Source organism: Streptomyces sp. AF1A (assembly GCF_047340315.1).
Taxonomy (GTDB): domain Bacteria; phylum Actinomycetota; class Actinomycetes; order Streptomycetales; family Streptomycetaceae; genus Streptomyces.
The window spans coordinates 15,922-28,717 of sequence record NZ_JBLEBI010000043.1; the positions used below are offsets into that span (position 1 = coordinate 15,922).

Annotated in this window: 9 protein-coding genes and 3 pseudogenes; 7 read left to right on the forward strand and 5 right to left on the reverse strand. The window is 72.9% G+C overall.

The features are described 5' to 3' along the window. Positions 1 to 9: 9 nt before the first annotated feature. Positions 10 to 579, reverse strand: a pseudogene (locus tag ACLU3S_RS15270) (transcriptional regulator); the annotation flags it as partial. On the opposite strand from ACLU3S_RS15270, the pseudogene ACLU3S_RS15275 reads away from it, so the two are divergent. Then, positions 578 to 673: pseudogene (locus tag ACLU3S_RS15275) on the forward strand (NAD(P)-dependent oxidoreductase); the annotation flags it as partial. The pseudogenes ACLU3S_RS15270 and ACLU3S_RS15275 overlap by 2 nt on opposite strands. 159 nt (positions 674 to 832) lie before the next feature. Here ACLU3S_RS15275 and ACLU3S_RS15280 read toward each other — a convergent pair. From ACLU3S_RS15280 to ACLU3S_RS15290, 3 genes and pseudogenes are all read right to left on the reverse strand, one after another. Continuing rightward, positions 833 to 2,145, reverse strand: a pseudogene (locus tag ACLU3S_RS15280) (GH1 family beta-glucosidase). Positions 2,146 to 2,203: 58 nt separating this feature from the next. Then, entirely contained in the window at positions 2,204 to 2,470 is a 267-nt protein-coding gene (locus tag ACLU3S_RS15285; protein WP_413952378.1) for a protealysin inhibitor emfourin, read from the reverse strand. A 21-nt stretch (positions 2,471 to 2,491) separates the two neighbouring features. Further along, on the reverse strand, positions 2,492 to 3,562 hold the full coding sequence (locus ACLU3S_RS15290) for a M4 family metallopeptidase (protein WP_413952379.1): 1,071 nt from the start codon (positions 3,560 to 3,562) through the stop codon (positions 2,492 to 2,494). A 329-nt stretch (positions 3,563 to 3,891) separates the two neighbouring features. Between ACLU3S_RS15290 and leuA the strand changes: the two genes are divergently transcribed. From leuA to ACLU3S_RS15315, 5 genes are all read left to right on the forward strand, one after another. Continuing rightward, positions 3,892 to 5,613, forward strand: a complete 1,722-nt coding sequence (leuA, locus tag ACLU3S_RS15295) for a 2-isopropylmalate synthase (protein ID WP_413952380.1) — start codon at positions 3,892 to 3,894, stop codon at positions 5,611 to 5,613. A gap of 195 nt (positions 5,614 to 5,808) precedes the next feature. Next, positions 5,809 to 6,504: a TerB family tellurite resistance protein gene (locus tag ACLU3S_RS15300; RefSeq protein ID WP_413952381.1), complete on the forward strand. Its 696-nt coding sequence runs from the start codon at positions 5,809 to 5,811 to the stop codon at positions 6,502 to 6,504. Between the two features lie 143 nt (positions 6,505 to 6,647). Next, positions 6,648 to 8,720: an MMPL family transporter gene (locus ACLU3S_RS15305; protein WP_413952382.1), complete on the forward strand. Its 2,073-nt coding sequence runs from the start codon at positions 6,648 to 6,650 to the stop codon at positions 8,718 to 8,720. A 47-nt stretch (positions 8,721 to 8,767) separates the two neighbouring features. Then, positions 8,768 to 9,991, forward strand: coding sequence for a sensor histidine kinase (locus ACLU3S_RS15310; protein WP_413952383.1), 1,224 nt, complete (start codon positions 8,768 to 8,770; stop codon positions 9,989 to 9,991). After that, positions 9,988 to 10,662 (forward strand): response regulator, encoded by a 675-nt coding sequence (locus ACLU3S_RS15315; RefSeq protein ID WP_413952384.1) that lies wholly within the window; start codon positions 9,988 to 9,990, stop codon positions 10,660 to 10,662. Before ACLU3S_RS15310 ends, ACLU3S_RS15315 begins: the two co-directional genes overlap by 4 nt. Before the next feature lie 43 nt (positions 10,663 to 10,705). On the opposite strand, the gene ACLU3S_RS15320 is transcribed toward ACLU3S_RS15315, so the two are convergent. Then, the gene (locus ACLU3S_RS15320) at positions 10,706 to 11,632 is read right to left on the reverse strand and encodes a dihydrodipicolinate synthase family protein (RefSeq protein ID WP_413952385.1); all 927 of its coding nucleotides are present in this window, start codon (positions 11,630 to 11,632) and stop codon (positions 10,706 to 10,708) included. Between the two features lie 376 nt (positions 11,633 to 12,008). Here ACLU3S_RS15320 and ACLU3S_RS15325 point away from each other — a divergent pair, with 376 nt between their 5' ends. Next, positions 12,009 to 12,686, forward strand: coding sequence for a hypothetical protein (locus ACLU3S_RS15325; protein ID WP_413952386.1), 678 nt, complete (start codon positions 12,009 to 12,011; stop codon positions 12,684 to 12,686). The last annotated feature ends 110 nt before the right edge of the window (positions 12,687 to 12,796 follow it).

The window sequence follows — 12,796 nt, forward strand, 5'->3', positions numbered from 1 at the left end:
CCGGCCGGTTCACTCGCGCAGGGCCGTCGCCCCTCCGGGCACCATGTCCTGCAGGCCCACCACCCTGAGCAGCTGGAGCCGTTCGTGGGACTCGGTGCCGGGGCGGGCCGTGTGGATGACCAGGAGCTGGTGGTGCTCCTGGCTCAGCAGCGTCTCGCGGTTCAGCTCCAGCAGGCCCACCACCGGGTGCACGAACCGCTTCGTGGCGCCCCAGCCCACGGCCACCTCGTGGGTGTCCCACAGCCGGGCGAACTGCTCACGGGAGGCGCGCAGTTCGGCCACCAGCGCGGCCGGTGCCGGGTCGTCGGGGCGGGAGGCGGCCACCGCGCGCAGACTCGCCACATGGGCGCGGGCCAGCCGGGGGAGGTCCTCGGGCGGGAACAGCGCGCGGGCCGTCGGGTCGAGGAAGAAGCGGCGGGTGAGGTTCCGCCACCGGGGCGGGCGGGCGAACGAGTCGCCGATCAGGGCGTTCGCCATCGCGTTCCGCGCCGGCACCTCGCCGTAGTCCGTCTGCACGTGCGCCGGGGTGTCGTACAGCCGGTCCAGGACCAGCAGCAGACCCGGGCGCACGTGCGTCGGCGCCGAGATCCCGGCGGACGGCCCCGACCCCGACCCCTGGTACGGCATCGCCTCCACCGACCGGATCCGCCGCGAGCTGGGCTACCGGCCGTAGTTCCCGACCCTGCGCAGCGCCCGCGACGCCGCGCGCGCTGACCGCGCCCGGCGCCCTGCCCGACGCCTGCGATCCGCCCCGCCGCTCCGGACGCCCCCGCCGGCCGGGACAGCGCCCGGCGGCCGCCCGGGTGGGTCCCGGCGCGGCGGCGGCCCGTGGTCACTTCTGCGACCGCAGCAGGTCCCGGAACCAGTGGTAGGAGGCCTTGGGGGTGCGTTCGAGCGTGCCGAAGTCCACGTGGACGAGTCCGAAGCGGCGGGCGTAGCCCTCGGCCCACTCGAAGTTGTCCATCAGGGACCAGACGAAGTAGCCGCGCACGTCCACGCCCGCCTCCAGCGCGGTGTGCAGGGCGCGGACGTGGGCGTCCAGGTAGGCGATGCGGTCCTGGTCGTCCAGGCCCTCGTAGGAGCAGCCGTTCTCGGTGATGACGACGGGCGGGAGCCGGTCGCCGTAGCGGTCGCGGAAGCCCGTGAGCAGCTCGGTGAGGCCCTCGGGGACGACCGGCCAGCCGAAGTCGGTCACCGGGCGGCCCTCGATCGGCCGTACCAGAAGGGGAGTTCGGCGGGTATGGTCACACCGCCGAACTCGGTCTCGGCGCCCTGCGGCGCGCCCACGCGCGTCGGCGCGTAGTAGTTGATCCCGTACCAGTCGACCGGCTCGCCGATGACCTTCAGGTCCTCCGCCACGTCACCGGGCATCAGCTCCCCGAGCCCGTCCGGGTAGGCGCCGAGCAGGACCGGCTCGGCGAACAGCCGGTTGAGCAGCAGGCCGTAGAAGCCCGCCGCCGCCACGTCGGCCGGCTCCGCGGAGGCGGGCCAGGCCGGCCCGTGCGAGTTGGCGATGCCGATGTCCGTCGCCCCGGACGCGCGCAGCGCCCGCACCGCGAGACCGTGCGCGAGGAGCTGGTGGTGGGCGACCGGCAGGGCGTCGAAGAGCAGCCGCCTGCCGGGCGCGTGGGCGCCGAGGGCGTGGCCGAGCAGCGTGTGCTCGGCGGGCTCGTTGAGGGTGATCCACTTGGCGACCCGGTCGCCGAGCCGCTCGGCCACCACGGTCACGTACTCGGCGAACCGGGTTGCCGTGTCGCGCTCGAGCCAGTCCAGCGAGGCGGGCAGGTCCCAGTGGAAGAGGGTGACGACCGGCCGCACGCCCGCCGCGCACAGCTCGTCCACCAGCCGGTCGTAGAAGTCCAGCCCGCCCGGCGAGCCGGCCCGCGGCCACGAGACCGAGAAGCGGTACGCGTCCACGCCGAGCCCGGCGAGGAGCGCCACGTCCTCCCGGTAGCGGTGGTAGTGGTCGCACGCCACCGCCGCCGTCGAGCCGTCCTTCACCCGCCCCGGCTCGGCGGTGAACACGTCCCACACGGAGCGCTCGCGCGCGTCGGCCGCGCCCTCGATCTGGTGGGCGGAGGTCGAGACGCCCCACAGGAAGCCGTCCGGGAAGCGGGGAAGGGGATCGCCTGCGTCAGTCGCCATGGGCGGATCATCCTTACCCGTGGTAACCGAAGTCAATCCTCGGGTGCGCAGTGGTTCGCTACGCCCCCTCCTTCAGCACCCGTGAGATCAACTCCCGTTGTTCCTCGGTCAGTCGGGGGTCGGCCGCGTACACCGTGCGGCCGTCCACGGTGATCTCGTAGCGGAAGCCGTCCGGGACGCCCGGGGGCGGGGCGGGGTGGCCGGAGGCGAGGGCGCGTTCGGCCAGGGTGCGCCACCGCTCGGCGTCGGGCCGGGCCGCGGTGTCCACCTCGGCCCGGCGCTCGATCCCGGCGAAGCCGCCCGTGCGCCGTACTCGAATACGCATGGGTGACTGTCTAGTACGGAACTAGAGCGTGCGCACCCCGACCTGCTCCCACGCCTTCTGCACGGCCTGGAGCTCGTCCCCGGCGCCGTACCGCTCGCGCGCCGCCCGCACGCTGAGCGTGGCGAAGTCGGCGAACTGGGCGTCCTTCTTCAGCTCGCCGCCGGTCAGCACGTCGTACCAGATCTGCCCGGCCTTCTCCCAGGAGTGGCCGCCGATGGCACTGGCGACGAGGTAGAAGGCGTGGTTGGGGATGCCGGAGTTGATGTGCACGCCGCCGTTGTCGCGGCCGGTGCGGACGTAGTGGTCCATGGTCGCCGGCTGCGGGTCCTTGCCCAGGTTCGGGTCGTCGTAGGCGGTGCCCGGGGCCTTCATCGAGCGCAGGGCGGTGCCGCGGACGCCCGGGGCGAGCAGGCCCGCGCCGATCAGCCAGTCGGCCTCGGCGGCGGTCTGGCCGAGCGTGTACTGCTTGATCAGCGAGCCGAAGACGTCGGAGAGCGACTCGTTGAGCGCGCCGGACTGGCCGAAGTAGTCCAGGTTCGCGGTGTGCTGGGTGACGCCGTGGGTCAGCTCGTGGCCGATGACGTCGACCGGGATGGTGAAGTCGAGGAACATCTCGCCGTCACCGTCGCCGAACACCATCTGCTCGCCGTTCCAGAAGGCGTTGTCGTAGCCCTCGCCGAAGTGCACCGTGGCGTCCAGGGGCAGCCCGTTGTCGTCGATGGAGTGCCGGCCGTACGCCTTCAGATACAGCTCGAAGGTGGCGCCGAGCCCGGCGTAGGCGCGGTTGACCGTGGCGTCGGCGCCGGGGTCGGAGCCCTCCTCGCGGACCTTGGTGCCGGGCAGGTCCTGGGTGTGGTGGGTGTCGTAGACGGTGCGGTGCGGCCGGTCGGCGCCGGTGCCGGCTGGCACGGCCGTGGGAGGCGCGCCGATCACGGTGGTCAGCCGGCGCTTGGTGCGCTGGTAGGCGTCGTGCTCCAGGGACCGGCGGGCCGGTCCGGACACGGCGGAGTCCTCGGCCTGCGCGAGCTTGTCGAGGACATGGGGCGGCACGATGGTGCAGAAGACGGGCTCGAAGCCCCCGTTGGTCGTCATGCCCGGAACCATTGCACTGCGTCACTCCGGTGTCACTAGGAGACACCATGATTGGTGAAATACCCGGACAGGAAACGCGACGCTGCGTGACGATGTGGTAAGGCGCACTTTTTGTCCCCCTTCGTGACGGCGGTCCCGCATACTGGAACGCGTCCCCGCGTCCATCACGGCTCGGATAGGCTGCGAAGCATCATGCGTTTCGGGCTGCTTCTCCTTAGCTGCCGCGGCGAGGGCCTGTAGTCGAGGCCGACTCCCTCCCCGCGGAGCTTGGCGTTGCGTCGTCGGCCGTTCACTCGGACATCCGGACATCCTGAGGAGCCCACGCAATCATGGCCAACCGCCAGCAGCCCAGCAGCATGCCGATCCACAAGTACGGCCGCTACGAGCAGGTCGACATCCCGGACCGCACCTGGCCCGACCAGCGGATCACCGTCGCCCCCCGGTGGCTCTCCACCGACCTGCGCGACGGCAACCAGGCCCTGATCGACCCGATGTCGCCCGAGCGCAAGCGCCGGATGTTCGACCAGCTGGTCAAGATGGGCTACAAGGAGATCGAGGTCGGCTTCCCCGCCTCCGGCCAGACCGACTTCGACTTCGTGCGCTCCATCATCGAGGAAGAGGGCGCGATCCCGGACGACGTCACGATCTCCGTGCTGACCCAGGCCCGCGAGGACCTGATCGAGCGGACCGTGGAGTCCCTGAAGGGCGCGAAGCGGGCCAACGTCCACCTGTACAACGCCACCGCCCCGGTCTTCCGCCGGGTCGTCTTCCGCGGCTCCAAGGACGAGATCAAGCAGATCGCCGTCGACGGCACCCGGCTGGTGATGGAGTACGCCGAGAAGCTGCTGGGCCCCGAGACCGAGTTCGGCTACCAGTACTCGCCGGAGATCTTCACCGACACCGAGCTGGACTTCGCACTGGAGGTCTGCGAGGCGGTCATGGACGTCTGGCAGCCCGGTCCGGACCGCGAGATCATCCTCAACCTGCCCGCCACGGTGGAGCGTTCGACCCCCTCCACGCACGCGGACCGCTTCGAGTGGATGCACCGCAACCTCTCCCGCCGCGAGTACGTCTGCCTGTCCGCCCACCCGCACAACGACCGCGGCACGGCCGTGGCGGCGGCCGAGCTGGCGGTCATGGCCGGCGCCGACCGCGTCGAGGGCTGCCTGTTCGGGCAGGGCGAGCGCACCGGCAACGTCGACCTGGTCACCCTGGGCATGAACCTCTTCTCCCAGGGCGTCGACCCGCAGATCGACTTCTCCGACATCGACGAGATCCGCCGTACGTGGGAGTACTGCAACCAGATGGAGGTCCACCCGCGCCACCCGTACGTGGGCGACCTGGTCTACACGTCCTTCTCCGGCTCCCACCAGGACGCCATCAAGAAGGGCTTCGACGCCATGGAGGCCGAGGCGGCGGCCAGGGGCGTCACCGTCGACGACCTCGAGTGGGCGGTGCCGTACCTGCCGATCGACCCGAAGGACGTGGGCCGCTCCTACGAGGCCGTCATCCGCGTCAACTCCCAGTCCGGCAAGGGCGGTGTCTCCTACGTCCTGAAGAACGACCACAAGCTGGACCTGCCGCGCCGGATGCAGATCGAGTTCTCGAAGCTCATCCAGGCGAAGACGGACGCCGAGGGCGGCGAGATCACGCCGAAGGAGATCTGGGCGGTCTTCCAGGACGAGTACCTGCCGAACCCGGACAACCCGTGGGGCCGCATCCAGGTCCGGACGGGTCAGTCCACCACGGACACGGACGGCGTGGACACCCTCACCGTCGAGGCCACCGTCGACGGCGAGGACACCGTCCTGACCGGCTCCGGCAACGGTCCGATCTCGGCCTTCTTCGACGCCCTGCAGTCCATCGGCGTCGACGTACGCCTGCTGGACTACCAGGAGCACACGATGAGCGAGGGCGCCTCCGCGCAGGCCGCCTCCTACATCGAATGCGCGATCGACGGCAAGGTCCTGTGGGGCATCGGCATCGACGCGAACACGACGCGTGCCTCGCTGAAGGCGGTCGTCTCCGCCGTCAACCGCGCGACGCGCTGACCCCCCTGACCGGCGATTGACCGGCAGTTTCGGTGCCCCGGCCGCTGCGAACGGCGGCCGGGGCACCGTCGGTTGTCGGCCAAGGATGCGGCCAGGTCACAGAAAGGTCTCTTACGGGGTACTGACTCAGCCTCCGTGGTGTGGCTAACATCACGCCAGCGCGGCGATGTTGCCGTGCGGTTACGGAGGTGCGACGTGCTGCCAGTACGGGGACGAGACGGCCGTGCCGCCAGGGCTGTGCACATCCTGGGCACCCGCACCGCGTGGACGCCCGTGGGCGACGGCGAGTTCTTCTGCCCCGGCTGCGGAGGCGACCGCAACTACCAGCGGCTCACCGGGCGCCGCCGGCTGACCGTGCTCGGGGTGCCCGTGCTGCCGCGCGGGGCGACCGGCCCGGTCGTGGAGTGCGCGGCCTGCCGCAGCCACTACGGCACCGACGTCCTGGACCACCCCACCACCCGCCGCTTCTCCGCGATGCTGCGCGACGCCGTGCACACCGTCGCCCTCGCCGTGCTCGCCGCGGGCGGCACCTGCTCCCGCACGGCGCTGGAGACGGCCGCCGCCGCGGTCCGCGCGGCCGGCTTCGACGACTGCACCGAGGAGCAGCTCGCCGCCCTGGTCGAGGCCCTCGCCGCCGACACCGGCCGGGTGCTGGGCGAGCCCTGCGGCGCGAGCCTGACCATAGAGCTGCACGAGGCCCTGGACCCGCTCGCCCCGCACCTCGCCGCGGCCGGCCGCGAGGGCATCCTGCTCCAGGGCGCCCGCATCGCCCTGGCCGACGGCCCCTACACCCCCGCCGAACGCGACGCCCTCACCACGGTCGGCGCGGCCCTGACCATCTGCGCCGACGACGTGACCCGCCTGCTGGCGGCCGCCCGGACGCCGTCCTGATACTCCCCGGGGAGTAGTCCCGCCCGGACCAGCGCCCGGCGCAGTACCCCCGAACTCGTCCCCCCGCGCGACGATTCCCGCCCTCCGCGCCGGAAGTCTGGACCCGCAACCGGACAACTCCGCCGGAGGGAGGGCCCGTATCCATGGGGGCCGCAGAAAAGACACATACGCGACGACGCGCCATCCCCTGGCTGCTGCTCGCACTGTGGATCGGCGTCCTGGCGGTCGTCTCGCCGTTCGCCTCGAAGCTCGCCGACGTCCAGCACGACCGGATCACCGACTACCTGCCCGCGAGCGCCGACTCCACCCAGGTCGCCAGGATCCAGGACCAGTTGCCGGGCGGCCGGACGACCGAGCTGGTCCTCGTCTACCACCGCGACGGCGGCCTCACCGCCGCCGACCGGCAGACCGCCGCCCGGCAGGTCGCGGCCGTCGCCGGGCGGCACGAGCTGACCGCCGCCCCGCGGGCCGTACCGTCCCGCGACGGCACCACCGTCATGTACCCGGTCGCCAGCAACGAGCCCGGCACGGACGAGAAGAAGCGCGACGCCCTCGTCGACGACGTCCGTTCCGTCGCACACGACCAGGGCGGGCTGACCGTCCAGGTGGGCGGGCCCGCGGCCCTGTCCACCGACGCCGCCGACGTCTACCAGTCCCTCGGCGGCCCCCTGCTCTACACGACCGTCGCCGTCGTCGCGGTGCTGCTCGTCCTCATCTACCGCAGCCCGCTGCTGTGGCTGGTCCCGCTCGTCGCCGTCGGCACGGCCGACTACCTGTCCACGGGCGTCGCCTACGGCCTCCACCAGGCCTTCGGCACCCAGGTCTCGGGACAGAGCACCGGCATCATGACCGTCCTGGTCTTCGGCGCCGGAACCGACTACGCCCTGCTGATCGTCTCCCGCTACCGCGAGGAGCTGCGGCGCCACGAGCGGCCGTACGACGCGATGCGCGCGGCCCTGCGCGGCTGCGGGCCCGCCGTGCTCGCGTCCTCGGGCACGGTCGCCGCCGGGCTCCTGTGCCTGCTCGCCGCCGACCTCAACTCCAGCCGCGGCATGGGCCCGTTGGGCACGGTCGGTGTCTTGTGCGCGCTCGTCGCCATGCTGACGCTGCTGCCCGCGCTGCTCGTCCTGCTCGGCCGCCGGGTGTTCTGGCCGCTCGTGCCCGCGTACGGCAGCGCGCCCAGGACGGGCCGCTCGCTGTTCGCGGCGATGGGCGACTCCGCCGGGCGCCGCCCGCTGACCGTCCTCGCCTCCGGGGCCGCCCTGCTCGGCGTACTCGCCCTCGGCGTCCTCAACCTGCCGGGCACCGTCAAGCAGCAGGACTCCTTCGTCGACAAGCCGGGGTCCGTCGCCGCGCTGGAGACCCTCGCCAAGGCCTACCCCGAGCGATCCGCGCAACCCATCGACGTCATCACCCCGGCCGGCCGGACCGACGCGACCCTGGCCGCCGTCCGCGGCACGCACGGCGTCGCGAGCGCCCGCGCGGACCGCACCGGCGGCGGATGGACCGAGATCTCCGTGATCGCCTCCGACCCGCCCCAGTCCGCCGGCGAGACCGCCACCATCGAGCAACTGCGGCACGAACTCGCCGGCTCCTATGTCGGCGGCCCCAGCGCCCAGCAGATCGACCTGAAGGACACCAACTCCCGCGACCGGCTCGTCGTCATCCCGATCGTCCTCGTCTCCGTCCTGCTGATCCTGATCGCCCTGCTGCGCTCCCTCGTCGCGCCGCTGCTCCTGATGGCCGCCGTCGTCGCTGTGTGGGGCGCCGCGCTCGGCATCGGCGGCCTGGTGTTCGGCCCGCTGTTCGGCTTCGCGGGCACGGACCCCGGACTCGGTCTGCTGTCCTTCGTGTTCCTGGTCGCCCTCGGCGTCGACTACGGCATCTTCCTCATGCACCGCATGCGCGAGGAGTCGCTGAACGGCGCCGAACCGGCCGCCGCGGCGCTGTCCGCGCTGCGCACCACCGGCGGGGTCATCGCGTCCGCCGGGCTCGTCCTGGCCGCCACCTTCGCGGTCCTGACCAACATGGGCCTCGTCCAGCTCGTCGAACTCGGCTTCGTCATCGCGGTCGGAGTGCTCCTCGACACCTTCCTCGTCCGCACCTACCTGGTCACCAGCGCGAGCGTCGCGCTCGGCCGCCGGGTCTGGTGGCCGGGGCGGCTGTCCCGCAGGTCCGACCCGGTACGGCCCGAACGGCTGCCGGAGCCCGTGTGAAGCGCCGGGCGCCCCTGCCTCCCGGAGGGGCGCCCGCCTGTCGGAGGATGTATCCCGTGCCCACCACCACGACGGCCGAGTCGCCCCGCCGAGCCGAGCGGATCATGGCGGCCATCAACCGGGACCCGCTCACCGCGCCGCGCCGCACGCGCAACGACGCCCTGCTGGCCTGCGCCGCCGCCGTCCTCGCCGGCGTCATCGCACTCCTCGGCGACGCGAACCCCGTCCCCGGCCCGCTCGGCTGGGCGCTGCTGCTCGCCCTCCATGTGCCACTCGTGTGGCGGCGCACCCGCCCGGTCCTCGTCCTGGCGGCGGTCGCGGCCTGCGCGGTGCCGTTCCACGCGCTCGACTACAACCACCTCGCACCCGCCCCGGCGTCCTACATCGCGCTGTACACGGTCGCCGTCACCGGCCGCCCGCTGCGCACGGTGCTGACCGGCATCATCGTGCTGATCGTCTCCATGACCATCATGCTCACCGTCAACACCCACCAGGCCGTGGAGCTGCTGCGGGTGTCCGGCTGGATCATCGCCGTGCTCTTCTTCGGCGTCGACGTCCGCTACTACCGCCAGTACGTCGCCTCCATCGTCGAACGCGCCGCGCGCGCCGAACGCACCCGCGAGGAGGAGGCCCGCCGCCGGGTCGCCGAGGAACGCCTGCGCATCGCCCGTGACCTGCACGACCTGCTCGCCCACAGCATCACCGTCATCGGCGTCCAGACCTCCGTGGCCGCCCACGTCCTCGCCGCCGACCCCGACCGCCTGGACCGCACGGCCGTGGCCCGCGCCCTCGACGACATCGCCGAGACCTGCCGCGCCGCCCGCAGCGAACTGCGGGCGACCCTGGAGGTCCTGCGTGACCCCGCCCGCCCCGACAGCCGCGAGCCCCTGCCGGGTCTGCACGGTCTGCCCGGCCTGGCGGAGACCGCCCGGACCGCCGGAGCCGAGGTGGACCTGACCGTGAGCGCCGACGAGGTGCCGCCCGCCGTCGGCGCGGCGGCCTACCGGATCGTGCAGGAGGCCCTCACCAACGCGGTCCGGCACGGCGGCCGGGACGACCTCTCCGTCCGCGTCAGCGTGACCGAACACGACGGTGCGCTGCGGGTCCGGGTCACCGACGACGGGGCGGGCGCCTCCGCCGGCGCCCCCGGCTTCGGCCTCGCCGGGATGCGGGAGCGGGTCCGCAGCGTCGGCGGGACGCTGGACGCGGGCCCACTGCCCCGCCAGGGCTTCGAGGTGAGCGCCGTCCTCCCGCTGGAGGCGGCCCGATGAGCCCCGTCCGCGTCCTCCTCGCGGACGACCAGACCCTGGTGCGGGCCGCGTTCGCGATGCTCATCGACTCGGCCAAGGACATGGAGGTCGTCGGGCAGGCCGGCACCGGCCGCGAGGCCGTCGCGCTGGCCCGCAGCGAGCGCGCCGACCTCGTCCTGATGGACATCCGCATGCCCGACCTCGACGGCATCGAGGCCACCCGGCTCATCGCCGCCGACGAGGACCTCGCCGGGGTCAGGGTCCTCGTCCTGACCACCTACGACACCGACGAGTACGTCGTCGAGGCCCTGCGCGCCGGCGCCTCCGGCTTCCTGGTGAAGGACACCCGCCCGGCCGACCTGCTCGACGCCGTCCGGACGGTGGCCGCGGGCGACTCCCTGCTCTCCCCGGGGCCCACGGCGCGCCTCATCGCCCGCTTCCTGCGCAGCCCTGCCGCCGTCGAGGCTACGGGCGGCCCCGACTGCCTCTCCGAGAGGGAACGGGAGGTGCTGACCCTGGTCGCGCGGGGCCTGAACAACACCGAGATCGGCGAGGCGCTGGGACTGAGCCCCCTCACCGCGAAGACCCACGTCAGCCGGATCATGGGCAAGCTGGGGGCGCGGGACCGGGCCCAACTGGTCATCGTGGCCTACGAGTCGGGGATGGTGACTCCGGGCCGCATCTCCGGGTGACCTTTCCGGGCGCCACCACCGGCGGCGGCCGAGCCGCCCGGCTTCAGACGAGCCCCGCCGCGGCGAGGATCTTGGCGACCTTCTCCGTCTCCTCGCCCGACAGCGGTACCTGCGGTTCGGCGGTGACGGGGCAGTCGATGACGCCGCGCAGGTGGAGGGCCGCCTTGAAGGCGCCCAGGGCCGAGGAGCCGGGGCCCATGCGGGCCGGGTCGCCGGCCCGGGTGAGGGCGAACAGGGCGCACAGCCGGTCCTGTTCGGCGCGGGCGCCCTCCCCGTCGCCCGCGCGGCACTGCCGGTAGAGGCGGACGTAGCCGTGCGGGTCGACGTTGGCCAGCCCCGGCACCGCGCCGTCCGCGCCGAGGGTTAGGGCGGTGTCGACCAGCAGTTCCGAGCCGGTGAGGACGCTGAAGCCGGGGTGGGCGCGGGCGCCGGTGACCAGCTCGCGGAAGGCGGCGAGGTCGCCGCTGGAGTCCTTGACGCCCGCCAGCACCTCGTCCCCGGCCAGGCCCAGCAGCAGGTCCGCCGGGAGCTTGGTGTGCACGGAGACCGGGATGTCGTAGGCGATGACCGGCACCGGGCTCGCGGCCGCGATCCGGCGGTAGTGGTGGACGATCTCCGAGGGGTGGGTGCGGGCGTAGAACGGGGCGGTGACGACGACGGCGTCCGCGCCCGCCGCCGTGACCGCGCGGACGTGGTCGAGGACGCGCGGGGTGGTCATGTCGATGGCCCCGGCCAGGACGGGCAGCCGGCCGCCCACATGGCCGGCGACCGCCTCGACCACCTGCCGGCGCTGCCGGTCCGTCAGGAACGCCGCCTCGGACGTCGAGCCGAGCACGAACAGCCCGTGCACCCCCGCGCCCACCAGGTGGTCGACCAGCCGGAGCAGCGAGGGCACATCCACCTCCCGCTCGGGCGTCAGGGGCGTGCAGACGGGCGGTACGACACCGGAGAGCGGGGCGGGGAAGGTCATTCACGGCTCCTGCGTGCTGGGGCGCGGCTCGGCTGGTCCTCCTGCACAGGATGGTGACACCGGGAGCGGAACGCGGGCCGCGACGCGGCCGGGGACTCCGGCAGCGGGTGCCGGGGATCCGATCCTGACGGCCGCTCAGCTCTTAGGGTGACGATATATCAGATTATCACCTTGAAAGGCTAATTCAGCATCAAGTCGCCGCATTGCAGGACGAATTGGTCGTATGTCGGCGCCTCGGTGGGGCGTCCGAAGTCGCTCGTTCGGCCCACTGGGGCGACCCTGTCGAGATGCCCGATATGACAGCGAATCAGGTGGTTAGTACGTTCATCACATGCCGGTCGTCCCGGCTCGTCTCTCGCCAGACAGGAGAAGTTGCATGTTCAAAATCAGCCGCACCACCGCTGTCACCGCGGGGGTCGCCGCCGCCGCGGCACTGGCCGCGGGCGGCATCACCTACGCCTCGGCGTCGTCCGAGCCCGCCCAGGCGTCGGCAGCCCGGCAGGCGGAGGCTGCCGGAGCGCCCTACGTCGCTACCGGTACCGGCACCGTTCCGGGGGTCGGGGTCGCTCCCGTCACCGGTGCCGACCCCGGAACGGCAAGCAAGGGCAACGAGGGTGTCGCCGCGGTGGTGGCCGGCGGAGGCGCGGTGCCGCCGCCGCCTCAGCCCCGGCGGCACCGGCACCGGCACCACGAGGAGGAGGGGCGGATCCAGGTCAACGAGCGCAGCTACTCCAGCCGCCCGGGGGACTGCGTCGCGGTGACCCTCCTGTTCCCCGCGACCAGCCTGAACATCTTCAACGACAGCCGCAGGACCGTCGAGGTGTTCAACGGACCGGTCTGCGACAACGGGGCTCCCATCGCCACGGTCGGACCGCACAGCACCGCCTTCGCCGTGGTGCCCAACGTGGGCACGCCTCCCGTTCCCTGCGTCCCCACCGCGACCGTTCCCTGCATGGCCAGCTTCCGGGTGCTCCACGACCGCGACCGCGACGACCGCGACGACCGCGGCGACCGGGACGACCACGGCGACGACTGGGGCGGCGACAACCACTGACCGGCCGGCCCCACGTGGAGCCCCCGGCCCGCCGTAATCGGGCCGGGGTCTCCGCCCGGGTCATCCGCCCCCGGGGTTGCCGCCCCGGGGCCGGCCCGGCCGGCCCATTG